The following is a 21938-nucleotide window of genomic DNA, read 5'->3' as shown; positions in this document are numbered from 1 at the left end:
AATGCCGATCAATATTCTCATGCCCGCGCTGTCGCCGACGATGGAAAAGGGCAATCTCGCCAAGTGGCTCAAGAAAGAGGGCGACAAGGTCAAGTCCGGCGACGTGATCGCGGAGATCGAGACCGACAAGGCGACGATGGAAGTCGAGGCGGTCGACGAAGGCACCATCGCCAAGATCCTGGTGCCCGAAGGCACGCAGGACGTGCCGGTCAACGACGTCATCGCCGTCATGGCCGGTGACGGCGAGGACGTGAAGGCGGCAGCCAGCGCCGGAGCGGGCGCTGCACCGGCCGCCAAGCCCGCCGAGGCCCCGAAGCCCGCTGCCGCCCAGGCCGCGCCTGCCGCGGCTCCCGCACCGGCGGCTGCGCCCGTGCCCAAGCCGGCTGCTGCCCCCGCGGCGCCTCAGGCTGCTGCACCGGCCGCGCAGGCCAACGGCCACGCCCGCGTGTTCTCGTCACCGCTGGCGCGCCGTCTGGCGAAGGAAGCCGGCATCGATCTCGGACGCATCACCGGCACCGGTCCGCACGGCCGCGTCATCGCGCGCGACGTCGACGACGCCAAGTCCGGCAAGGGCCTGAAGGCGCCTGCTGCTGCGCCCGCTGCCGCAGGGCCCAGCATCGCGCCGTCGATGTCGGACAAGCAGATTCTCGCGCTGTTCGAGCCGGGCTCCTACGAGGTCGTGCCGCATGACGGCATGCGCCGCACCATCGCGCAGCGTCTCACCGCCTCGGTGCAGAACGTCCCGCACTTTTATCTCACGATCGACTGCGACATCGGCAAGCTGCTCGCCGCGCGCGAGGAGATCAACGCGGCTGCGCCGAAAGACAAGGAGAAGAAGCCGCTCTATAAGATCTCGGTCAACGACTTCGTCATCAAGGCAATGGCGGTCGCGCTGCAGAAGATCCCGAACTGCAACGTCAGCTGGACCGAAGGCGGCATGCTCAAGCACAAGCATTCCGACGTCGGCGTCGCCGTGGCGATGCCGGGTGGCCTGATCACGCCGATCATCCGCAAGGCCGAGACCAAGACGCTCTCGACCATCTCCAACGAGATGAAGGATTTTGCCGCGCGCGCCCGTGCCCGCAAGCTGAAGCCGGAAGAATACCAGGGCGGCACCACCGCGGTGTCGAACCTCGGCATGTACGGCATCAACCACTTCACCGCCGTGATCAACCCGCCGCATGCCTCGATCCTCGCGGTCGGCACCTCGGAGGAGCGTCCGGTGGTGCGCGGCGGCAAGATCGAGATCGCCAACATGATGAGCGTGACGTTGTCGTGCGATCACCGCGCGATCGACGGCGCGCTCGGCGCCGAGCTGATCGGCGCCTTCAAGCAGCTGATCGAAAACCCCGTGATGATGATGGTGTGACGGGCATCCGCCATGTACGCGATCTACGGTCCGTACGTCCTGCTCGCCGTTGTCGCCGTCGCGTTGCTCGTCGCGGTCAACCGCGACCTGATTTCGACGATCCAGTTCAGGATCATGATGATCGCCGCCGCCGTGCTGGCGCTGGCGTGGACCGTGTTCCTCGGTGCGGTATGGCAGGAGTACAGATAGATGGCCGGCACGGCTCGCACGCGCTGGCCCTGGATCTCGCTGCTGCTGTCGGCCGCACTGGTGTGCAATCCAGTCGGATTGGATTTTCTGCATTCCGCGTTCTTCGCCGGCGAACAGCTGGCGCGGAACATCGCCCAGCCGATCGTGCTGACCGCCCTGGCCATCATGGCCCTGGTGATCGGGCTCGAATGGCTGGTCAGGTCGTTGATCGCAAGAAGCCGCGGGCGCGGCGCCACACATTGAGTTGAACGGGAGCCGCCATGGCCGATACATCCTTTGACGTCATCATCATCGGCTCCGGCCCCGGCGGCTACGTGACCGCGATCCGCGCCGCGCAGCTCGGCTTCAAGACCGCGATCGTTGAGAAATCCTATCTCGGCGGCATCTGCCTGAATTGGGGCTGCATCCCGACCAAGGCGTTGCTGCGCTCCGCCGAGATCTACCACTACATGCAGCACGCCAAGGATTACGGGCTGTCGGCGGATAATGTCTCGTTCGATCCGAAGGCTGTGGTGCAGCGCTCGCGCGGGGTCTCGAAGCGCCTTAACGACGGCGTCGGCTTCCTGATGAAGAAGAACAAGGTCACCGTGATCTGGGGCGACGCCACGATCGACGCGCCCGGCAAGATCACGGTGAAGAAGTCGGCGGTCGAGGCGCCGAAGGGCGCGAGCGGCGAGGGCGTCTACCAGGCCAAGCACATCATCGTCGCGACCGGCGCACGGCCGCGCGTGCTGCCCGGGCTCGAGCCCGACAAGAAACTGATCTGGACCTATTTCGAGGCGATGGTGCCGGAGCGGATGCCGAAGTCGCTGCTGGTGGTCGGCTCCGGCGCGATCGGCATCGAATTCGCCTCGTTCTTCCACACCATGGGCTCTGACGTCACCGTGGTCGAGGTGCTGCCGCAGATCCTGCCCGTCGAGGACGCCGAGATCGCGGGACTGGCGCGCAAGCGGTTCGAGAAGATGGGCATCAAGATCATGTCCTCGACCAAGGTCACGAAGCTGGAGAAGAAGGCCGACAGCGTGGTCGCGACCATCGACGACGGCAAGGGCCAGCCGCAGACCAAGGAATTCGAGCGCGTGATTTCGGCGGTCGGCGTGGCCGGCAACATCGAGAATCTGGGGCTGGAGAAGCTCGGCGTCAAAACCGACCGCGGCTGCATCGTGATCGACGGTCTCGGCAAGACCAACGTCCCCGGCATCTACGCGATCGGCGACGTCGCGGGACCGCCGATGCTCGCGCACAAGGCCGAGCATGAGGGCGTGATCTGCATCGAGGCGATCAAGGGCCTGCATCCGCATCCGATGGACAAGTTGCTGATCCCGGGCTGCACCTACTGCAACCCGCAGGTCGCCTCCGTCGGCCTCACCGAAGCCAAGGCCAAGGAAGGCGGTCGCGAGATCCGCGTCGGCCGCTTCCCGTTCGTCGGCAACGGCAAGGCGATCGCACTCGGCGAGGACCAGGGCCTCGTCAAGGTGGTGTTCGACAAGAAGACCGGCCAGCTGCTCGGCGCGCACATGATCGGCGCCGAGGTCACCGAGCTGATCCAGGGCTATGTCGTGGCGATGAATCTGGAGACCACGGAAGAGGAACTGATGCACACCGTGTTCCCGCATCCGACCCTGTCGGAAATGATGAAGGAAGCCGTGCTCGACGCCTACGGGCGCGTGCTGAATATCTGATTGGCTCGGTCAGAGCTGGCAGTCCCGTCATCCTGAGGCGCTCACGCAGCGAGCCTCGAAGGATGCACGGTCCGGAACTAGCAGCTGGGCTCGTCGCCCTTCGAGGGCCGCTAAGAAGCGGCCACCTCAGGGTGACGGGTCTGATATGAGTGAACCCAAGAACAAGAAAGAGCACATCTCGTGAAAGACAACGACAACCTCACCATCGAACGTCCGACCTTCGTGACCCATCTCGAATGCGCGATGGAGGGCGATCATTATGCGGCCGATCAGGTGCACAACCTCTCCAAGGCCGGCAAGCCGCTGCTGGTGCGCTACGACCTTGCCGGGGTGAAGAAGGCGCTGACCAAGGACGCGCTGGCTGAGCGCCCCGCCGACCTGTGGCGCTACCGCGAGCTGTTGCCGGTGCGCAAATGCAAGGACATCGTCAGCCTCGGCGAGGTCACGACGCCGCTGATCCGGCTGCCGAAGCTCGGCGCCAAACTTGGCGGCGGCGAGATCATCGTCAAGGATGAGGGGCGGCTGCCGACCGGCTCGTTCAAGGCGCGCGGCCTTGTGATGGCGGTGTCGATGGGCAAGGCGCTCGGCATCAAGCACATGGCGATGCCGACCAACGGCAACGCCGGCGCGGCGCTCGCGGCCTACGCCACGTCCTGCGGCATCAAGACCACGATCTTCTGCCCCGCGGATACGCCGGAAGTGAATGTCAGCGAGATCGAGCTGCAGGGCGCCACCGTTTATCGCGTCAACGGCTACATCGACGACTGCGGCAAGATCGTCGGCGAGGGCAAGGCCAAGGTCGGCTGGTTCGATACTTCGACCCTGAAGGAGCCGTACCGGATCGAGGGCAAGAAGACGATGGGCCTCGAACTCGCCGAGCAGCTCGGCTGGGACGTGCCCGACGTGATCTTCTATCCGACCGGTGGCGGCACCGGCCTGATCGGCATGTGGAAAGCGTTCGACGAGCTCGAGAAGATCGGCTTCATCGGTTCGAAGCGCCCGCGGATGGTCGCGGTGCAGGCCTCAGGCTGCGCACCGATGGTGCGCGCCTATGAGGCCGGCACCGAGCATGCGGTGCGCTGGGAGGACGCTCACACCATCGCCTCCGGCATCCGCGTGCCGCAGGCGGTCGGCGACTTTCTCATCTTGCGCGCGGTGCGCGAGAGCAAGGGATTTGCGATCGCGGTCGATGACGACAAGATCACCGCCGCGCTCAACGAGGTCGCGCGCGAGGAGGGGCTGTTGCTGTGCCCCGAGGGGGCTGCAACCTATGCCGCCTACAAGCAGAGCCTTGCCGACGGCCGCGTCACCAAGGCCGACCGCGTGATGCTGTTCAATTGCGCCAGCGGCCTGAAATATCCGCTGCCGCCGGTGACCCGCGCGCTCGACAGGCACAAGCCGATCGACTTCTCGCAGTTCTGACGCTGCTACTGCGTCGTCATTGCGAGCGTAGCGAAGCAATCCATTGCACCGCTTGCGCTGAAGCATGGATTGCTTCGTCGCTTCGCTCCTCGCAATGACGGCCAGAAATCTTTGGAGAGGTGGGAATGATGCGTAGAGCAATTGTGACTGTGTTGGCGATGCTGGCACTTGCGGGTTTTGCGCGTGCGGAAACCTGGCCCGCGCACCCGATCACCATCGTCGTGCCGTTCGCCGCCGGTGGTCCGTCGGATGCGATGGCGCGCATCCTCGCCGAGCGCATGAAGCAGTCGCTCGGCGAAGTGGTTCTGATCGAGAACGTGACCGGAGCGGGCGGCTCGCTCGGCGTCGGCCGCGCGGTGCGCGCGGCGCCCGACGGCTACACCGTCTCGTTCGGCCATCTCGGCACCCATGTCGCGAACGGCGCGATCTACAAGCTCGGCTACGACCTCGTCGATGATCTCGAGCCGGTGGTGCTGCTGCCGAGCAATCCGATGATCATCGTCAGCAAGAACGCCGTGCCGGCGAAGTCGCTGAAGGAGCTGTTGGAGTGGCTGAAGTCGCGGCCGGCGCCGCCGACCGCGGGCACTGCGGGCGCCGGCAGCGGCAGCCACATCGCTGGGCTGTATTTTGAGAACGTCTCCGGCATCAAGCTGCAATACGTGCCGTATCGCGGCACCGGGCCGGCGCTGAACGACCTCGTCGCCGGCCAGATCGACATCATCGTCGACCAGACGTCGAACTCGATCAACCAGGTCCGCGCCGGCAACATCCGCGCCTATGCGGTCACCGATTCCAAGCGGGTCGCGAACGCGGCTGAGGTCCCAACGGTCGATGAGGCCGGCCTGCCGGGCTTCCACATGACGCTGTGGTCCGGCCTGTGGGTGCCGAAGGGCACGCCAAAGGAGATCGTGGACAAGCTCAACGTCGCGGCGATCCAGGCAATGAACGATCCTGCCGTGAAGAAGCAGCTCGAAAATCTCGGCTTGCAGATGCCGCCAAAGGACCAGCTCAAGCCGGACGCGCTCGGCGCCTGGCAGAAGGCGGAGATCGCAAAATGGTGGCCGATGATCAAGGCCGCCAATGTGAAGGTGGAGTGAGGGCGGGTCCCTCCACGTCGCCCCGGCGAAGGCCGGGACGACGGAGCATTATTGCGACGGCATTGTCTGCGCCGGCGCCGCGTTGCTCTCCTGGGTCACGACGCGCTCGCCGCTCTTTGCCGCCAACGCCGTGCCTGCGTCCTCGAACCGCGCCTGATAGACCGCGAAATTCTCCATCACGCGCTGGACGTAGTTGCGCGTCTCCGAGATCGGAATCCGCTCCACCCAGTCGACCGGATCGACCTTGGGATCACGCGGGTCGCCATAGGCCTTGATCCAGTCGCGGACGCGGCCGCGGCCGGCGTTGTAGCCGGCAAAGGTCATGATGTGGCAGCCGCGATATTCCGCCAGCAGCGCACTCAATTCGGCCGCGCCCATCTGGGTGTTGTAGACCGGATCGGAGACCATCCGGCTCCAGTCATAGCCGACGCCGAAGCGCTTGGCGGTGTCGCGTCCGGCCTCGGGTGTCACCTGCATCAGGCCGACGGCATTGGCCGCCGACTTGTCGCGCTGATCGAACGCGCTTTCGGTGCGTGCGATCGAGTAGGTCATGCTGCGCCCGATATCGGGGGCGATCGGGGTGTGTTTGGGAATGCCGATGACCGGGAAGGCGTAATGGTCGAAGGCAAAGCCCCGCGCGAGCGCGATCTTGCCGATCTGCAGCATGGCGCGGGCATCGTTATGGCGGCCGGTGAGCTCGCCGAGCGCCTCGAGCATTCCGACATCTGCGCTTTCCTCGGCAAGGTCGGCGGCGAAATAGAGCACGATGTCGGGCTCGCCGATCGCGTAGAGCATGTCGGCGGCACGCACGCGCTCGTCGGCCGCCATGCTGCCGGCGCTGGCCGCCGGCGAGGGCGCGCGCAGCTCGATGCCGTCACGGCCGAGCCTGGCGAGCGCGAGCTGACCGTAATAGGCGGTCGGGTAGCGCGCCGCGGCCTGGTAGTCGGCCCGCATCGCCACGCTGTTGCCCAGCGCCTCGGCGGCGCGGCCGCGCCAATAGGCGGCGCGCGCCAGCACGGTCGGGTTGGTCTGGCCTTCGTCGATCCGTGCGAAATGCGCCGCCGCGGTCCTGGCATCGTCGAGATAGCGCAGCGCGATCCAGCCGCGCATAAAGTGCATGTCGGAGCGGTAATACGGATTGTCCGGCGCCGCCGCGGCGCGGATGACGTCATAGGCCGCCTGGTACTCGCCCTGGTCGAGCAGCTTGCGTGAGAGGACGCGGCGCTCGCGCCACCACTGGTCGGTGTCCTGCTGCGCCATCGTCTCGGGCGCCGCCGCAATCGTCACGCGTGCCGCATCGTCGATCCGGTTCTTCGCGAGCAGCCACTGGATGCGGCACAGCGTGTAGCCAAGGTCGCTACGGGCGTCCGCCGGCACGTCCTTGAGCGTGTCCTCCGCCTTGCTGGATTGCCCGCGGACCGCGCCGCAAGCCTTCACGATCGCCAGCTCGTCGCTGCCGAGGTGCTGTGCCGCGCGCCGCGCGCCGGCGAGATCCTTGGCGCCGATCCGCTTGTCCATGCGCGCGCGATGATCGTCGCGCGTCAGCAGGTCCTTGAATGCGTCGTAGGCGTCGCTCTCGGTACGGTCCAGCAGTTCTTCCGAGCGCCAGGCCTCGCGCACCAGCCGCGTGGCGCCGTCGCGATCGCCTTCGGCGAGCAGCGTGCGTGCGAGCGCGAACTTGCCCTTGGGGCTGATAGGCTGGTCGAGCGTGAAAGCGTGCACCGTCGCCGGATCGCTGCGCTCCTGCCAGATTCGCGCTTCAGCCCGTCTGCGCAACAGCGTGACGCTTGGCCAGTCCGGGTTGGCCGTGACGAATGCCGCATAGCGGCTGAACGGCGCATTCGACTCGGAGTGGCGCAGCAGATACCACTCGACGAGCTTCCGCCCGACGGGATCGGTGATCTTTGCCTGGATATCGGTTGCGTCGCTGGTCTTGCCCCGGCGCGCCGCAGCGATCGCGTCCCTGACCGCGGCGAGATCGCCCGACAGCTGCGGCCCGGCGGGCTTCTCAGGCTCGGACGCCTTCGAGGTCTCAGCCGATTTGGACGGAGCGGATTTGGCCTTCGCGGATTTGTGTTTGTCGGCGCCGTGCCTGGCGTGCCGGCGCTTGCCGGAGGCGCTTTCGCGCGCAGCCTTCGTGCCGGCCTTGATGCCGGCCTTGGCGCCATGCACCTTCTTGTCCCCGTGGCCGCTCTTGGCCTGGTGCTGGTGATGTGGTTTAGCGGCTGCCTGAACGGGGAGCAGCGCAAGCGCGGAGGCGGTGGCGAAACACGCCAGCGGACGTAGGCACCGGTTCATTCCCTGGTCCCCCCTGAGAAACCACGAGGCACAAACAGAACGCGTCATACGGCGGCACGATCGCCGCAGATTATCACCACCCTCGATTCTCGAGTGTTAATGCTGACGCAACTCAACAGGGAAAACACGACAAAATAAGGCACAATGCGTGTGGAACCCGCGGGAACCGAGGATTTGGCGGCCATTTTGTGGGGGCTGAGGGTCCGGTTTGACCGGTTCCAGCGGCGATATATCCTCGTTGAACCGTGCGGCAGCGGGGCACTCTGATGTCAGATCAACTCAAAACCATCCTGGATGGCGGCCGCTATTTCGAGGGCCCGCGCTGGCATCGCGGGCGGCTCTGGTTCGTCGACTGCATGGCGCGGACGCTGCTCAGCATCAGCCCGTCAGGCGAACGTCAGGAGCATGCGGTGGTGACCGACGACACGCCGTGCGGTCTCGGCGTGCTGCCTGAAGGCGACATCGTCGTGCTGACGATGTTCAAAAAGCGGCTGCTGCGGTTCTCCGGCGGAGCGCTGTCGCTGTATGCCGATCTCTCCGGGATCGCGACCGGCACGATCGACGACATGATCGTCGACGGGCCGGGCCGTGCCTATGTCGGCGATCTTGGCTTCAATCTGCCGCCGCCGGAGGGCCGCGGCGCCGTCGGCCGCATTATCGTTGTCTTACCCGACGGCAGCGCCCGCGTCGTCGCCGACGGCTTGCGCTTTCCCAACGGCATTGCCGTCTCCTCCGACCATCGCCGGCTCGTCGTCGCGGAGATGGATGGTGCCGGTCTCGCCGATTACGACATCGCGCCGGACGGCGGCTTGAGCCTTCGCGGGCGGTTCGGTCGCGTCAATGAACCCGACGGCATCTGCCTCGATGGCGACGGCGCAGTCTGGGTCGCGTCGTTCACTGAAGACGCGTTTGTCCGGATCGATCGCGATGGTGTGGAGCGTGCACGCGTTGCGGTCCCCGGCCGCCGTGCGCTCGCTTGTGCACTCGGCGGTGCGGACCGCAGGACGCTGTTCTGCCTGAGCGCGGAGACGTCCTATGAGGAACTGCGGAAGGGTAAATCGGTATCGCGGATCGATGCGGTCGAGGTCGAGACACCGGGTGACGGCTATCCCTGACGGCGCCAGTTGCGTTGTGTCGTCCGGGTTCCAGCGCCAGCGACGGCATCCTGGGACTTGAGTTTTGTTCTTGTTTCGTTCATAGTGAAGGCGCTCCCGGAGAATGCCGTCATGGACGCCGAGCGAGACCGCGAAATCATCAGGCTATGGAATGAGCTCCGCCGGCTACAGCGCGAGGGACGTCCGACGGCGTTGCTGGTTCGCCGGATCGAGCAGGCTCTGGCGGCACGGGAGCAGGAGGCGGCCTGAAGCTCGGGCTTGACGCGCTTGCTTCAGGCGAACCGGTATCTGCTTCGCCCGAACGGGCCTAGCGCCCGCCGTCCGGCCCCATCACCAGATTGGGCAGCCCGGTCGAGATCTCCGGGAAGAAGCACAGCATCAGCACGGCGAACATCATCAGCAGCACAAAGGGCAGCGTGCCCCAGATCACCTCGCTCAGCGGGATGTCGGGTGCGACGTTGCGGATGACGAAGATGTTGAGGCCGACCGGCGGGTGGATCAGGCCCATCTCCATCACGATGGTCATGACGACGCCGAACCAGTTGATGTCGAACTCGGCGGCGCGGAGCGGCGGCAGGATGATCGGCGCGGTCATCAGGATGATCGAGACCGGCGGCAGGAAGAAGCCGAGCACGATCACCATCACGAGGATCGCAAACAACAGCTCCCAGCGCGGGAGATGCATCGCGACGATCGCCTCCGCCGCCGACTGCGAGATGTGCAGATAGCTCATCACATAGGAATAGAGCAGCGACATGCCGATGATCAGCATCAGCATGGTCGACTCGCGGATGGTCGATTTCAGGATCGGCGACAGGTCGCTCGGTTTCCACACGCTGTAGATCACGGCAATCAGGCCGAGCGCCAACAGGCCGCCGAGGCCGGCGGTTTCCGACGGCGTGGCGTAGCCGCCATAAAGCGCGATCATCACGCCGGTCAAGAGCAGCACGAACGGGATCACGCGCGGCAGCGCGCTGAAGCGTTCGGCCATGGTGAACTCGTCGCGCTGCAGGATCGCCGCATCCTTGCCGGTCGCGTCATAGGCGGCCTTGGCCATGGCGTATTCCTTGCGGAAGCGGAACACGGCGTAGACGCCGAACAACGACACCAGCAGCAGTCCGGGGCCGATGCCGGCGAGAAACAGCCGTCCAAGCGATTTTTCGGCCGCAACCGCGAACAGGATCATCGTGATCGAGGGCGGCAGCAGGATGCCGAGCGTGCCGCCGGCGGCGATGATCCCCGCGGCAAAGCCGCCGGAATAGCCGCGCTTGCGCATCTCGGGGATGCCGGCCGAACCGATCGCCGAGCAGGTCGCGGGCGAGGAGCCGGCCATCGCCGCGAACAACGCGCAGGCGAACACGTTGGCGACGCCGAGGCCGCCGGGCACGCGGTGCAGCCAGGCATGCAGCGCCGAGTAGAGGTCTTGGCCGGCGCGCGATTTGCCGATCGCCGCACCCTTCAGAATGAACAGCGGGATCGACAGCAGCGTGATCGAGGCCATCTCCTCGTAGACGTTCTGGGTCACCGTATCGAGCGAGGCCGCCGGCATGTAGATCGCCATGAACACGACGGCGACCGCACCGAGCGCGAATGCGATCGGCATGCCGGAGAACATCGCGAAAAGGGTGGCAAGCCCATAGGAGATGCCAATACCAAACACGGTCATCGGCGCGCGCCACCGGTCAGCGGAATGAGGATTTGCAGAAGCAGCTGCACGCAGAGCAGCGTCATGCCGAGCGCCATCAGCCCGTAGGGGATGGCGAGCGGCGGCGACCACATCGAGTTGGACACCTGGCCGTCGACATAGGCCTCGTGCGCCAGGGTCCAGGACTTCCAGGCGAAGAAGGTGCAGAACGCGAAGCTCGCGACATCGACCAGCCACAGCCTGATGCTGTTGGCGCGCGCCGAGAGCAGGCCGACGAACGCCTCGATGCTGACGTGACCGCGCTGGCTCTGTACATAGGCCGAGGACATGAAGGTGGCGCCGACCAGCAGGAACACGGCGGCCTCGTCCTGCCAGTAGTTCGGGCTGTGGAACACGGCGCGGCCGAGCACGCTGTAGCTCAGGATCACGCAGGCCGCGATCAAGGCAAGTGCGGCGAACACCACGATGATATTGTTGCAGACGGACAGCGCACGCGCGAGCATCGCCACGGCGGTATTGCCCGCGGCTATGCTTACGCTTTCACCTTGATCCGGGACCGGACCATGGATCATGCGGCGACGTCGCTTGCGAGTTTCAGCAAATTGGCGGCCGTCGCTGTCTTGGCGCCGTAGTCCTTCCAGGCGGTATCGCGCGCGATGTCGCGCCACTTGCCGACAATAGCGGCATCGAGCGCGCTGACCTTGGCGCCGGCCTTCTCATAGACCTTGGTGACCTCGATGTCGTCGTCCTGCGCACCCTTGCGGCCGAAGGCCTCGAGCTCGGCGCCGACGGCAAGGATGATGTCCTGCTGGTTCTTCGGCAGCTTGTCGAAGATCGCCTTCGACATCATCAACGGCTCCAGCATGAACCAGTAGGAGGCGCCGGCGCCGGAGGTCAGCGACTTCGCAACTTCCTCCAGGCGGAACGAGATCAGGCTGGTGGAGGAGGTGATGCCGGCATCGCAGGCGCCGGTCTGCATCGCGGCGTAGATCTCGTTGGAGGGCACCGACAGCACGGCGGCGCCGGCGGTCTGCAACACCATGTCCATCTCGCGCGAGCCGCCGCGCACCTTGAGGCCCTTGGCGTCTTCGGGCGCCACGATCGCCTTGGAGCGGCTGGCGACGCCGCCGGCCTGCCAGACCCAGGAGATCAGCAGAATGCCCTTGTCGGCGAGGAAGTCGCTCAGCGCCTTGCCGACCGGCTCCTTCTTCCAGCGCAGGCCTTGGTCATAGGTCGTCACCAGGCCCGGCATCAGGCCGATATTGGTCTCCGGCAACTCGCCGCCGGCATAGGGCATCGGATAGAGGCTGAGATCGAGCGCGCCCTTGCGCATCGCCGAGAACTGCGCGTTGGTCTTGATCAGCGAGGAGTTCGGATAGATCTCGGCGGTGAGGTCGCCGCCCGAGCGCTTGGCGACCTCGGCTGCGAACATCCGGCACAGCCTGTCGCGGAAATCGCCCTTGTCGATGGTGCCGCCGGGGAACTGATGCGAGATCTTCAGCGTGGTCGCGGCATGCGCGGTCCCGACACCCATCCGCAGGACGGCGGGCGCGGCGAGGGCGGAAGCGAGGACGTGGCGGCGTGTGAGCATGGTTCTTCCCCTGAAGAGCTTCTTGGGTGGCTGTTAGGCCGGCGCGGAGCTTTAGTTTAGCCGGTCTTCGCGTGAAACTTCTCTAGTCTGATAGTTCGAGGCGCCCTGATAGTGCGGGCCGACACGAGGTCGCACTCTTGTCATTCAAGTCTTGCCGTTGCTGCGGCGCACACTGCGCTGACGCAGCGTCGTCGTTCGGGCCTCGCGTGATGAGCGACGGGCGTACGCGGCGGCATGCTTCAAGAAATCGTTATTGAAGGTAACAACCGGCGGCGCAAGTGCGTCGAGGAGAGAGCGGCAAGTCGTCGCGCTCACATTTGACCACAAAAGGGATCACTCATCATGACCACCAAGACCCGCCTCGGCCTTTCCGCCGCGCTGCTCTCCTTCAGCCTTGCGCTGGCACCCGCCGCCTTCGCTCAGGACAAGATGGGCAAGGACGACGCGATGAAGAAGGAAGGCACGATGTCCAAGGATGCCATGAAGAAGGACGATGGCATGATGAAGAAGGACGACGCCATGAAGAAGGACGGCGGCGCGATGATGAAGAAAGACGACGGCATGAAGAAGAACTGACCGCCGCCACCGCTCATCCTTCACAGGCCCGCCGTCGTGGCGGGCCTGATTGCGCCTCAGCGCTTCTTCTTGCCGCGCTCCTTGCGCGCCGCGTAGCGCGCGTCGCGCTTGGCCTTTTGCTCCGCCTCGAGCGCGGCCAGTCTTTCGACTTCCTCTTCCTTCTCCCGAGCGATCCGGGCGGCCTCGGCTGCGGCCGCCTCTTCCTCGCGACGCTTCCGCTCGGCCCTCTCGATTTCACGGGATTCCCTGGCCTTGGCGCGGCGTTCGGCGATCGCCGCGCGCTCCTCGGCCCGTGCCTTCACGGTCGGATCGTCAGCGCCCGGCTGGGTACGAAACTTGTTGAGGAGGTTTTGCCGCGCCTGCAGGGCCGCTTTCTGGCGGTCGGCAAAACCCGGTTCCTTGAAGCCACTCATAGAGGAAGCCTGCTGCTTTCTGTTCGTTGATGGATGGGGTTCGGTTCGGCGTTCAATAAGTGAATAGCGGCGAAAAGGCCAGTGGCGAACGGGGGGCTGTGGAGCAAAGGAGATATGAGCGGAGAGCAAACGGCCGACGGCAGTGGTTGCACCCGGCTGGCGACCGGCGTGGTGAGTGGTTGGTCACCGAACCTGCAGATACGCCTAGCCGCGCTGAAACTGCTCGCGCCGGCCGTTGCCCGAGAGCTTTGTGCCCAGGACCTTGGCGACCGTCTCGGCGGTCATCGCGCTGCGGTCCGAGGCGCGCTGGGCTTCCAGCCTGTCGCGCGCCTTTTCGGTGATCAGGAGGCTGATCAGCCGCAGTCTGCTGGTCTCGTCGACAGCCTCCGAGAGCAGCTGCCTGTAACGCTGATAATCGTAATTCGCTTCGTGTTCGCTCACCGGCACGCCCCGCACACGCGCTCCACTTCAGCGAGCAGTTTTTCGCGAGTCGCGCGAGCCCGCAACGGAATTGCGTCGCCGATCGCTGCCGGCGCGCATTTCGTTGTGCGACTGTTGCAGAATTGATCGCACGCAACCGTGCAAAAGGTCATGATGCGGGCGATGGCAACAGGGAACCGAAGCGGCCATGAGCGAATCCGAAGACGGAGGCAACCGCCGCGGGGCGCTGATCGGACTGCTGGTCGCGGTGGTCATGCTCGCGGTCGGTCTCTGGCTTGCGCATGACCTCACGGCGGCGAGCAAGATGCAGGACTGCCTGATGTCGGGCAGGACCAACTGTAATGTGATCGAGCCGGCGCGCTGACCCTGCCTTGCGGCAGTGCAATATAGCTCCCACTTCAAGCCCAAAGATTCGGGCTGAACTGTTTGGTCCCGGTTGTGATTCCGGTCACACGCGGACAGGCGGGCTGCCTCGACTCCCAGAGATCGGCGGGAACCTAGGCCATGATGTCCAAGCTGTGGTCCGGAACGGGCGCGGCACTGGCTGCCGCAGGCGCGGCGGGTGCCGTTTTGGTAGCGTATCTATCCCTGACGCTGGCGTCGCCAGAGCCGGTGTCCAGCGCCGCGCTCGGGCCGGCGTGGCAGTGCAACCGGGTGGCTTTCGTGCTGACCACCTGCACGCGGGCGGGCGATGATGAGCAAGAGGCCAAGGCTGAGCGCGAGGTCAACGCTGAGCGCGAGGTCAAGACCGAGGGCGAGGTCAAGGCGATCCCGGTGCGGGCCAAGGACGATTGTCCGCCGGAACCCTAGATTTCTGGTTTCTGAGGTATCGTCTTCAGGCTGACGACGGCCCACTTCGCGCGAGAGCGCTCCGGCCGGGCTGCGCCCGCGGCCGCATTTCAAATTATTTCTTGGTGGCGCTGCGCGGCTTGATGGAGAGGCCAAGGCGCATCGCCATCTTCTTGATTCGCTCCGGCGAACGGCCGGTCGCCTTCACGACCTCCTCCAGCGACTTGGAGGAGCGCGCCAATTCCATCAGTCGTCGGTCCTCCTTGAACGACCACCGCGGCTTTCGGGCCATCTTGTTGGTATCCTTGTGCACTGCTGGGCAACAAAGCCGCCAGGCGGGGACGCCTGACGGCCTTGCCGGTGTGGGCCCGGACCTTGGGGAAATGTCCGGTGGATAAGCAATACTGCTTCCAGGTAAGGTCGCAATTGAAACCGGAATTTAACCTAACCTATCAAGGTTACTTGCAGGGTTTACATCGATAGAGCGTGGCAGGAGGCCTTATGCGCAAGGTCGCCATTTTGAGTGCCGCAGCATTTTTACTGTCCGGTTGCTGGTCCGACCCCGAGGTCACGGGATCGACCAACAGCTGCGCGGCCAATCTTTATAGCCAGTACAATCCCAAGGTCATGGATCAGTGCGTCAACGCCTGCATCAAGTGTGACCACGGCAACGTCACGACCTGCACGACCTCGTGCACGCTGAAGGGCGCGCGGTAATCGATCGCGCATTCACTGACGCGAACCGGGCTAAGCGGCCGTACGCTCGCTCGCGTGGATCGCGTGGCCTCGCGATATTGCCGCGCCTTGCGCGGCGTGATGAACGCCGTTATCGCGTCTGGTCAGCGGCGCCCTCGCAGCGCCGGAAACCCAGAGCGTGGAACAGAGCGCGATGAGCGGGCCTTCCTATGTCGCGGTCGATTGGGGCACCAGCAGCTTCCGGCTCTGGCTGATGAGCGCCGGCGGCGAGGTGTTCGGCGAACGGCGCAGCGACGAGGGCATGACGACGGCCGCCAGGATCGGCTTCGCGTCCTTGCTGCAATCGCATCTCGACGCGCTGGGCGCGGCGGCCAATCTGCCGGTCGTGATCTGCGGCATGGCAGGGGCGCGGCAGGGCTGGGTCGAGGCCGGTTACGTCGACACGCCGGCGCATCTCTCCGAGATCCTCAAGGGCGCCGTCGTGGTCAGCGGGCAGCCGCGTGACGTCCGCATCCTGCCCGGGATTGCGCAGCGCGATGCCGCGGCCCCGGACGTGATGCGTGGCGAGGAAACCCAGTTGCTCGGCGCGCTCGGTCTGGATGCGTCGGGTGAGGCCCTCGTTTGCATGCCGGGAACCCATTCCAAATGGGTGCGCCTGCGCGGTGGAACCGTCGCGCGCTTTGCGACCTTCATGACCGGCGAGTTGTTCAGCGTGGTTGCGCGCGACACCATCCTGTCGCACGCCGTTGCCGGCGCGGACGAGGCGGTTGATGCCGATGCGTTTCGCTTGGCCGTCGCCGAGGCGTTCGCCGCGCCGGCGCTATCCGGCAATTTGCTGTTTCGGGTGCGATCCCGGCAGTTGCTGTTCGGCGGCAGCGCGCAGGCGGGCCGTGAGACGATCTCCGGCACGTTGATCGGTGCCGAGTTGGCGGCCGGCCTTGCGGAGCGGGAGCGAGCAACGCCGGTGACGCTGATCGCATCGGGCCGCCTGCAGCGGCTCTATCAGATCGCGCTCGAAAGCCTTTCGATTCAGCCCCACGTAATGGATGCGGAGGAGGCGGTTCGCCGCGGCCTCGCCGGTGCCGCGGCGGCGATCTGGAACCATTGAGGGATCAACGCATGAGCATTCCGTTTCCGCCGATGAAGCGTCCGCTGGTCGCGATCCTGCGTGGTGTCAAGCCGGACGAGGCCTTGGGCATCGTGAGCGCGCTGCTCGAGGCCGGCATGACCGCGATCGAGATTCCGCTGAACTCTCCCGAGCCGTTCCGTTCGATCGAGATCGCGACGAAGCGGGCGCCGGCTGATGTCCTGATCGGCGCCGGCACGGTGCTGACCCCGGCAGATGTGGATCGTCTCCATGGCGTCGGCGGGCGCCTGATGGTGTCGCCGAACGTCGATGTCGACGTGCTGGCGCGCGCCCGGCACCACGCGATGATCACGATGCCCGGCGTGTTCTCGCCGACGGAGGCGCTGCTCGCCGCACGCGCGGGCGCCTCGAGCCTGAAATTCTTTCCGGCAAGCGTGCTCGGCGCGTCCGGCATTTCGGCGATCCGCGCCGTGCTGCCGCCGGATGTGATGCTCGCCGCCGTCGGCGGCGTCTCGGACCAGAATTTCGCGGAGTATGTGAAGGCGGGTATTCGCGCCTTCGGTCTCGGCAGCAGCCTCTACAAGCCGGGCATGTCGGCCGCGGACGTTGCGGCCAGGGCGAAAGTCACGATCGAGGCGTATGACAGCGCCGTGCAGGGCGCGAGCTAGGCCGGGTCCGAATTCCCGACCGCGGTCTATTCGTCCCGCTTGCCGCCGTCGATCACCCTGAACAGCGGCGCTGCCTCGCGGGGGTTTTCAAGCAGCTCTTCGACCATGGCGATCGCGGCCGCAACGTATTTTTCGGTCGCGGCGTCCAGCGGCCGTTCGGCTTCGTCTGCCAGCGCGAGCTTGGCGCCTTCGAGCAGTTTGCGGGTGCGGACGGCGGACTCGTCGCCGGAGGTGAGGGCGGCGCGAGCGATCGATCGCAGCACGAATAGCTCGCCCTCCAGCCGCAGCAGGCGGTCGTTCAGCTTGCTCAGCACAGTATTCAGGTTCCGCATGTCGTCCTCTCCGGCCGTTGGACCCGTCTTCCATACACGGTCATTCCTGACGAAATTCTTGTACCGGCCACACACCATCTGGTTCGTTGCGCCGCGTTGCCGGTCTCTTCATGGTCCCGGCGGCCCGGGCAGGCGCTGTCTTGCGGCGGAGCGATTTGTGGATCAGGGCGAATAGCCCTAGTAGAATGGCGCATGGGTGGGGCGCCATGCGCCCATCTGCTTCATTCAAGAAACGACGAAGGAACGCATATGAGGATTGCCGTCGAAACGATCGTTGTCGCGCCGATCGCCGATGTCTGGCGCGCCTACACCACGCCCGAGGACATCAAGCAGTGGAATGCGGCGTCCGACGATTGGCACACCACTGCTGCGACCGTGGACCTGCGCGCCGGCGGCGCATTCTCGTCGCGGATGGAAGCCAAGGACGGCAGCATGGGGTTCGATTTCGCCGGCACCTACACCAAGGTCGAGGCGCCCCGCCTGCTCGAATATTCGTTCGGCGACCGCACCGCGCAGGTTGCGTTCGCTCCTGAGGCGGACGGCGTCAAGGTGGAGGTCTCCTTCGACGGCGAGGACACCCATTCGGTCGAGCAGCAGCGCGGCGGCTGGCAGGCGATCCTGGATAATTTCAAGCGCTACGTCGAGGCAAAGCGGCGGTCCTGATCCGGCCATCGGAGGCGACGTGATCGATGCAGCAAGGGTCTGGCAGCTTGGCGCTGCCAGCGAGATCGAGGGACGGACCACCGGATCCGAGGCCTCGGTGATCGTCGTCGACATGCCGCCCGGGCCGGGACCGGCCTTGCACCGCCATCCCTATGCCGAAACCTTCATCGTGCTCGAGGGGCGCGCACGTTTCACGATCGAGGGCAGGGACGTCGAGGCTTCCGCCGGCTCGGTCGTGGTGGCGCCGGCGCATGCGGCCCACACCTTCATCAATCCCGGGCCGGGCCGGCTTCTGCAGGTCGACGTCCATGCCTCCGACCACTTCGTCACCGAATGGCTGGTACCGGAGGCGGAGCGCCCGCGGGGCCAGGTCGCAGCTCCGCGCGAGCGGAAGGCGTGATGCTGAAACGACCGCGCGCGACCATGCCGGCGGGGATCCGTCGCGAGCTCGACGCGAGCGGCCTGATGCAGGCGTTCAAGGAGCGCCCGCCGTATCAACGCAACGACTATCTGCACTGGATCGAACGCAGCGTGCGGGCTGCCACCAGGCGCAAGCGGATCGACCAGATGCTGGAAGAATTGAAAGCCGGCGGGGTCTATATGGGAATGGCGCACCGGCCGAGCAAACGGGCGAGGTGATCGTTCTCTCGGCGCGGTCGCGATGGTCGTCAGGAGCAAATGCGATGCGTTGTGTCTTGGCACTTGGCCTGTTGGTCATCCTGTGCGTGTCTGCGAACGCCGCAACACGGCGTCACTCCCACGCACGCCAACCCGCAACTGTTCGTGCGCCCGCGGATGCGCCGCCGTCTGGGCGCTTCGCCGTTCCCGGCTGGAGTGACGAATCGACGCGGCAATGGCTCGACCGCGCGTCGGAAAATGCCGGCCGAGGCGGATAGTGCGGCAACTCCCCGGAGCCAAGCTCAATCGGCGCCGTCGTCCTCGGTTCCCCGAGCGTTCGATGCCGAGCGCCCGCTGTATTGCCGGGGCACGCCCGCGGCCCTTCTCGCGCTCACGCCCTCGCTCTCACGCAGTTCCTTCCGTGCGCGCCGCGCGGTTCGCATCGCTCGCTTGATGTTTGAATCATGCGCGTCTTCGTCGAAGAAGAGGACGATCTCGCAGCTCGGGCACTGGCGCGAGTAACCGTTCTGCAGCCGCTTGGCTCGATCACGAAAGACGTTCTTGCAGCGTGTGCAACGGATCTGGACGGAGTCTTCCATATCGACCCCAAATATCGACGAACAATGAGAGCGCTGGCAATCTCTTCAAGGAAGCAATTCCGGATTAACAAATCACGAAGCACGCCGCGCAAGATCGCGAGAATCGGAACCTGCAACGTGACGAACAGAATACGTTCGGCATCTCAGGCGCCGTCGGAACTTTGTTCACGCACGGAGAACTACGGAAACGTTGCGTGCGCTGATTGATAAGGAACAAGACGCGATTTCAGAGCAGATCGTGAACATCAGAAAAAGAAAGGCCTCAGCGCGTGGGACACACTGAGGCCAAGTTGACACTTTGGTCGTGAGGCACCGTCACCGATGCCTCGGTGCTTAACCTACCTTCGTTTCTCTCCAGCCAAATGGCCCATATGGGCCATGATCGTTGGCACAAGACGTGCAAGCTTGGAGCTGTCAGGATTTTGCATCACCTTCCTGGGGCTAGAGCAACGCCGTCCGTACACATTTCAAGCGGGCGGCGTTGTGCGTTTCGGCGGCGGGTACGCGGCTTCGATCAGGATCAGCGATCCATCGGCCGAATTTCCAGGCTCTCGATTTTGACCGGCGGACTCGAGAACGCATCCTCGTTCAACGGATGCAGCGTGATCGGCGTAGTCGTGCCGCCGGTGAGGACATTGTCGCGCGCGCCGCTTTCGTGGGTGTAGCTGCCGGCGAGTTGGTCGAGCCCGAGCCACGGCGCTGGCGCCATCACCTTCCAGGCCAGTGCGACCTCCTCGTCGCCGATGAAAATGCCGAGGTTGGGAATGGCTGCGACGTAGTGACCGTCCGGTGCGCTATCGGCCTGCAGCACGCAATCGAGATTGGTCACCGGGCCCAGGGTGAAACCGGTATCGGGGCCGCCACGACAGGCGAGCGTTCCGGCCTGCACCTGTTGTGCCTCGGCGGTTGCGACGGGCGTGGCGAGAACGGCCGCGCTACACACCGCAACGATGATCCAATGACCCTTTGTACGCATGGCGCTGTACAACGTGGAGGGAAGCGCAATCGGTCCACGCTCTCGCGTGCGGCCTTCGCTTGTGGTTAAGGGATCCTTAGAATTGGGGCGGCCAACGAAACTACGCCGCCGGGCTCGAAATGAATTGTCCCGACGGCGCCCTGTTTCAATCTGGGCCCGCAATCCCAGTCATGTTCTGTCTGCGAGACTGGCGTCGAGGTTCGAGTAACCCGTATTCATACGGGCGTTAGCGTCTCGCGACAGTCTGGGGTTGGCTGCTGACCCTCTTGTGTCCCGGTGGCGGTCCGATGGTGACCCAGACCACCGCGGCGATCATCATCGCCGTCAGGATGGCGCCGACCAAGGGCTGATCGTTGTCCATGCTCGGCGCCCGTTCAGATATGATGCTCCAGCTTCCGCATCTCCTGCAGGCGAGCCAGGCAGAAATCCCGATACAATTCGTTGATGAAATCCCACATGACCGAATCCCCTTTTGGTGCAATGGCGGGACGCTAGACCGGGTTTGTTTCCGGCCGGCTTCGCGGCGTCCGGAAAATGGCTTCATCGAAGGGGAGTGGGGTGGCGATCCCGGCGGGATTCGAACCTGCAACCCGCGGAGTAACCCGGGCGCCGCGGCGATTGTCGCGACACCTCCAATCGTTAGCGCGCATCGTTCGTGCGGCCCGGTGATTTTTCCGGGGATCGGGCGCCGTGCCGCCGCGCGATCTCCTCCTCGCAATCGGCATTGAGCTGCCGCGCCTGGCGCGCTGCCCATGCCCGGTCACGCTCGCGGCGCGCGTCGCTCTTGCTGCAGCTCGCGCGTCCGCAGGTCAGGTGCCGTAGACGTCCTGATACCTGATCCGCGCGTGGCGCGCCTTCGTCGTTGACGTCGGGCATCGAGACGCTGCCTTCGCGGCAGGAAACGTGTCCCGACAAAGCGTCGTCAATAAAGAGTGAATAGCGAAATCGCTCGCAGCCAAGTATTAGACGACCGGTCTAATTTAATGGGTCTCGGTAAAATGCAGTGATCTCGGCTTTGGCGGAGTTCGGTCGCTGCCGAGCGCTGACGGATTGATCGAGACATCTTCAATAAACAACGCCCGCCGACTCCTTCTCGGTTGGCTGGTTTCCAACATGAGAGGTCACGTATGGTTCGCAAGATCGCGCTTGGAATGACGATCGCTCTCGCAATGGCTCTGACCGCTCCGGTGGCCATGGCCCAGCAGAAGCACCATGTCAGCTATGATACCCCGGCAACTCAGACGACATACACCCAACAACATGTCATCGATGTCGGCGATATTCCGGGACATCAAGCTCGGCTCTTCGAAATCCGGCGGATCTACGGGAACGATGCCCCCCTCATCAACGGGTCGAGGTTGAAAGAGCAGTGGACGCGCGGCATGTCCGACTACATCGATAACAATGGTCCGGCCCTCATCTACAACGTCTGGATACTGGAGAATGGCGACAAGTTTTTTGTCAGGACATCTCTGGTCGCCCAAAGCAGTGGAGACGGCAAGCTTACAAACATGACATCGGGCGTCATTACGGGAGGCACAGGTAGCCTCGCCAGGATTCGTGGCATCATCAGCAGCCATGGGCCATCCGAGCCGAAGGCCGGCGTCAATGCCAATCAGACCGACATCGACTACTGGATGGAGTGAGAAACTCTGCGCCAGAGGCGATGGAC

Annotated in this window: 28 protein-coding genes and 1 pseudogene; 18 read left to right on the top strand and 11 right to left on the bottom strand. The window is 64.8% G+C overall.

Going from position 1 to position 21938, the window contains the following annotated elements:
* Position 1 precedes the first annotated feature (1 nt).
* From ACE103_RS22185 to ACE103_RS22160, 6 genes are all read left to right on the top strand, one after another.
* Positions 2-1369 (top strand): pyruvate dehydrogenase complex dihydrolipoamide acetyltransferase, encoded by a 1368-nt coding sequence (locus tag ACE103_RS22185; protein WP_375774895.1) that lies wholly within the window; start codon positions 2-4, stop codon positions 1367-1369.
* A gap of 12 nt (positions 1370-1381) precedes the next feature.
* A complete protein-coding gene (locus ACE103_RS22180) occupies positions 1382-1558 on the top strand; it encodes a hypothetical protein (protein WP_375774894.1) in 177 nt (58 codons plus the stop codon).
* Positions 1559-1801 (top strand): hypothetical protein, encoded by a 243-nt coding sequence (locus tag ACE103_RS22175; RefSeq protein WP_375774893.1) that lies wholly within the window; start codon positions 1559-1561, stop codon positions 1799-1801. It abuts the gene before it with no gap.
* Between the two features lie 17 nt (positions 1802-1818).
* Positions 1819-3240, top strand: a complete 1422-nt coding sequence (lpdA, locus tag ACE103_RS22170; RefSeq protein WP_375774892.1) for a dihydrolipoyl dehydrogenase — start codon at positions 1819-1821, stop codon at positions 3238-3240.
* A gap of 180 nt (positions 3241-3420) precedes the next feature.
* Positions 3421-4662 (top strand): threonine synthase, encoded by a 1242-nt coding sequence (locus tag ACE103_RS22165; protein WP_375774891.1) that lies wholly within the window; start codon positions 3421-3423, stop codon positions 4660-4662.
* Positions 4663-4790: 128 nt separating this feature from the next.
* Positions 4791-5759 (top strand): tripartite tricarboxylate transporter substrate binding protein BugD, encoded by a 969-nt coding sequence (locus tag ACE103_RS22160; protein WP_375774890.1) that lies wholly within the window; start codon positions 4791-4793, stop codon positions 5757-5759.
* Positions 5760-5807: 48 nt separating this feature from the next.
* Here ACE103_RS22160 and ACE103_RS22155 read toward each other — a convergent pair whose 3' ends face one another.
* A complete protein-coding gene (locus ACE103_RS22155; RefSeq protein WP_375774889.1) occupies positions 5808-8057 on the bottom strand; it encodes a transglycosylase SLT domain-containing protein in 2250 nt (749 codons plus the stop codon).
* Between the two features lie 266 nt (positions 8058-8323).
* Between ACE103_RS22155 and ACE103_RS22150 the strand changes: the two genes are divergently transcribed.
* The gene (locus ACE103_RS22150; protein WP_375774888.1) at positions 8324-9172 is read left to right on the top strand and encodes an SMP-30/gluconolactonase/LRE family protein; all 849 of its coding nucleotides are present in this window, start codon (positions 8324-8326) and stop codon (positions 9170-9172) included.
* Positions 9173-9283: 111 nt separating this feature from the next.
* On the top strand, positions 9284-9421 hold the full coding sequence (locus tag ACE103_RS22145; protein WP_158231348.1) for a hypothetical protein: 138 nt from the start codon (positions 9284-9286) through the stop codon (positions 9419-9421).
* Positions 9422-9479: 58 nt separating this feature from the next.
* Here the strand turns inward: ACE103_RS22145 and ACE103_RS22140 are convergent, their stop codons facing one another.
* The 3 genes from ACE103_RS22140 to dctP are packed head-to-tail and all read right to left on the bottom strand — an operon-like array spanning position 9480 to position 12408.
* Positions 9480-10838, bottom strand: a complete 1359-nt coding sequence (locus ACE103_RS22140; protein ID WP_375774887.1) for a TRAP transporter large permease — start codon at positions 10836-10838, stop codon at positions 9480-9482.
* Complete coding sequence (locus ACE103_RS22135) at positions 10835-11389, bottom strand: TRAP transporter small permease (RefSeq protein ID WP_375774886.1); 555 nt, start codon at positions 11387-11389, stop codon at positions 10835-10837. The genes ACE103_RS22140 and ACE103_RS22135 overlap by 4 nt, the downstream gene beginning before the upstream one ends.
* Positions 11386-12408 carry a TRAP transporter substrate-binding protein DctP gene (dctP, locus tag ACE103_RS22130; RefSeq protein WP_375774885.1) on the bottom strand — a complete coding sequence of 341 codons (1023 nt, stop codon included), beginning with the start codon at positions 12406-12408 and terminating at the stop codon, positions 11386-11388. Before dctP ends, ACE103_RS22135 begins: the two co-directional genes overlap by 4 nt.
* Positions 12409-12750: 342 nt before the next feature.
* Here dctP and ACE103_RS22125 point away from each other — a divergent pair, with 342 nt between their 5' ends.
* A complete protein-coding gene (locus ACE103_RS22125; RefSeq protein WP_092114537.1) occupies positions 12751-12984 on the top strand; it encodes a pentapeptide MXKDX repeat protein in 234 nt (77 codons plus the stop codon).
* Positions 12985-13040: 56 nt separating this feature from the next.
* Here ACE103_RS22125 and ACE103_RS22120 read toward each other — a convergent pair whose 3' ends face one another.
* The gene (locus ACE103_RS22120) at positions 13041-13397 is read right to left on the bottom strand and encodes a DUF6481 family protein (RefSeq protein WP_375774884.1); all 357 of its coding nucleotides are present in this window, start codon (positions 13395-13397) and stop codon (positions 13041-13043) included.
* 204 nt (positions 13398-13601) lie between these two features.
* A complete protein-coding gene (locus tag ACE103_RS22115) occupies positions 13602-13838 on the bottom strand; it encodes a hypothetical protein (protein WP_375774883.1) in 237 nt (78 codons plus the stop codon).
* Between the two features lie 122 nt (positions 13839-13960).
* On the opposite strand from ACE103_RS22115, the pseudogene ACE103_RS22110 reads away from it, so the two are divergent.
* Positions 13961-14202 (top strand): annotated as a pseudogene (locus tag ACE103_RS22110) (hypothetical protein).
* A 140-nt stretch (positions 14203-14342) separates the two neighbouring features.
* Positions 14343-14648 (top strand): hypothetical protein, encoded by a 306-nt coding sequence (locus ACE103_RS22105; protein ID WP_375774882.1) that lies wholly within the window; start codon positions 14343-14345, stop codon positions 14646-14648.
* Positions 14649-14742: 94 nt separating this feature from the next.
* On the opposite strand, the gene ACE103_RS22100 is transcribed toward ACE103_RS22105, so the two are convergent.
* Entirely contained in the window at positions 14743-14919 is a 177-nt protein-coding gene (locus tag ACE103_RS22100; protein ID WP_198964853.1) for a hypothetical protein, read from the bottom strand.
* Positions 14920-15128: 209 nt separating this feature from the next.
* Here ACE103_RS22100 and ACE103_RS22095 point away from each other — a divergent pair, with 209 nt between their 5' ends.
* From ACE103_RS22095 to ACE103_RS22085, 3 genes are all read left to right on the top strand, one after another.
* Positions 15129-15344 (top strand): hypothetical protein, encoded by a 216-nt coding sequence (locus tag ACE103_RS22095; protein ID WP_050402491.1) that lies wholly within the window; start codon positions 15129-15131, stop codon positions 15342-15344.
* A 172-nt stretch (positions 15345-15516) separates the two neighbouring features.
* Positions 15517-16431 (top strand): 2-dehydro-3-deoxygalactonokinase, encoded by a 915-nt coding sequence (locus ACE103_RS22090; RefSeq protein WP_375774881.1) that lies wholly within the window; start codon positions 15517-15519, stop codon positions 16429-16431.
* Between the two features lie 11 nt (positions 16432-16442).
* On the top strand, positions 16443-17078 hold the full coding sequence (locus tag ACE103_RS22085; RefSeq protein ID WP_375774880.1) for a 2-dehydro-3-deoxy-6-phosphogalactonate aldolase: 636 nt from the start codon (positions 16443-16445) through the stop codon (positions 17076-17078).
* Positions 17079-17104: 26 nt separating this feature from the next.
* Here the strand turns inward: ACE103_RS22085 and ACE103_RS22080 are convergent, their stop codons facing one another.
* The gene (locus ACE103_RS22080) at positions 17105-17410 is read right to left on the bottom strand and encodes a hypothetical protein (protein ID WP_375774879.1); all 306 of its coding nucleotides are present in this window, start codon (positions 17408-17410) and stop codon (positions 17105-17107) included.
* Positions 17411-17659: 249 nt separating this feature from the next.
* Between ACE103_RS22080 and ACE103_RS22075 the strand changes: the two genes are divergently transcribed.
* From ACE103_RS22075 to ACE103_RS22065, 3 genes are read left to right on the top strand one after another with little or no spacing between them, the layout of a single operon-like run.
* Positions 17660-18073, top strand: coding sequence for an SRPBCC family protein (locus ACE103_RS22075; protein WP_375774878.1), 414 nt, complete (start codon positions 17660-17662; stop codon positions 18071-18073).
* A 19-nt stretch (positions 18074-18092) separates the two neighbouring features.
* Complete coding sequence (locus tag ACE103_RS22070) at positions 18093-18473, top strand: cupin domain-containing protein (protein ID WP_375774877.1); 381 nt, start codon at positions 18093-18095, stop codon at positions 18471-18473.
* Entirely contained in the window at positions 18473-18712 is a 240-nt protein-coding gene (locus ACE103_RS22065) for a YdeI/OmpD-associated family protein (RefSeq protein WP_308444383.1), read from the top strand. The genes ACE103_RS22070 and ACE103_RS22065 overlap by 1 nt, the downstream gene beginning before the upstream one ends.
* Before the next feature lie 281 nt (positions 18713-18993).
* On the opposite strand, the gene ACE103_RS22060 is transcribed toward ACE103_RS22065, so the two are convergent.
* The 3 genes from ACE103_RS22060 to ACE103_RS22050 form a co-directional block, all read right to left on the bottom strand.
* Complete coding sequence (locus ACE103_RS22060; RefSeq protein WP_375774876.1) at positions 18994-19290, bottom strand: hypothetical protein; 297 nt, start codon at positions 19288-19290, stop codon at positions 18994-18996.
* A 520-nt stretch (positions 19291-19810) separates the two neighbouring features.
* On the bottom strand, positions 19811-20266 hold the full coding sequence (locus tag ACE103_RS22055; protein ID WP_375774875.1) for a DUF992 domain-containing protein: 456 nt from the start codon (positions 20264-20266) through the stop codon (positions 19811-19813).
* Between the two features lie 639 nt (positions 20267-20905).
* Complete coding sequence (locus ACE103_RS22050) at positions 20906-21142, bottom strand: hypothetical protein (RefSeq protein ID WP_375774874.1); 237 nt, start codon at positions 21140-21142, stop codon at positions 20906-20908.
* Positions 21143-21393: 251 nt separating this feature from the next.
* Here ACE103_RS22050 and ACE103_RS22045 point away from each other — a divergent pair, with 251 nt between their 5' ends.
* Positions 21394-21912 (top strand): hypothetical protein, encoded by a 519-nt coding sequence (locus tag ACE103_RS22045; protein ID WP_375774873.1) that lies wholly within the window; start codon positions 21394-21396, stop codon positions 21910-21912.
* Positions 21913-21938: the final 26 nt, after the last annotated feature.

The organism is Bradyrhizobium sp. ma5 (genome assembly GCF_042258955.1).
Classification (GTDB): Bacteria; Pseudomonadota; Alphaproteobacteria; order Rhizobiales; family Xanthobacteraceae; genus Bradyrhizobium.
The sequence above is the reverse complement of the archived record's forward strand: the minus strand, read 5'-3'. Positions and strand labels throughout refer to the sequence as shown.